The following is a 301-nucleotide window of genomic DNA, read 5'->3' on the forward strand; positions in this document are numbered from 1 at the left end:
GGTGGGACCAACGACCCAGATGGGACGCAAGCGAAGTACTTGAACGGTGAAATTACCGTTCATTACACCGCCGCAGGCGCCAACCAAGATCTGAGCAGCCTCGATGGTCAGCCGGTTAAGGTTTACCGGACGGCAACTGTCGGTGATGACGGTCATAGTGTCAGCTACACATCATGGACGACTAATACGAACGGAAAGGGTGGCAAAGACAGTGATGTCTTAGTTGCCAGCCTCGCTCCAGCCGATGTACCAGGTGTACCTGGCCATACCCTGAAGAATATCGATCAGTCCGATTACACGG

At 53.8% G+C, this 301-nt stretch carries 1 protein-coding gene; it reads left to right on the forward strand.

The window, feature by feature from the left end:
• Window positions 1-301, forward strand: a 301-nt coding sequence (locus CES79_RS12920) for a hypothetical protein (RefSeq protein WP_159459503.1), incomplete at both ends; no start/stop codon positions are given.

Origin of the sequence: Secundilactobacillus silagei JCM 19001 (genome assembly GCF_002217945.1) — a bacterium.
Lineage (GTDB): Bacteria > Bacillota > Bacilli > Lactobacillales > Lactobacillaceae > Secundilactobacillus > Secundilactobacillus silagei.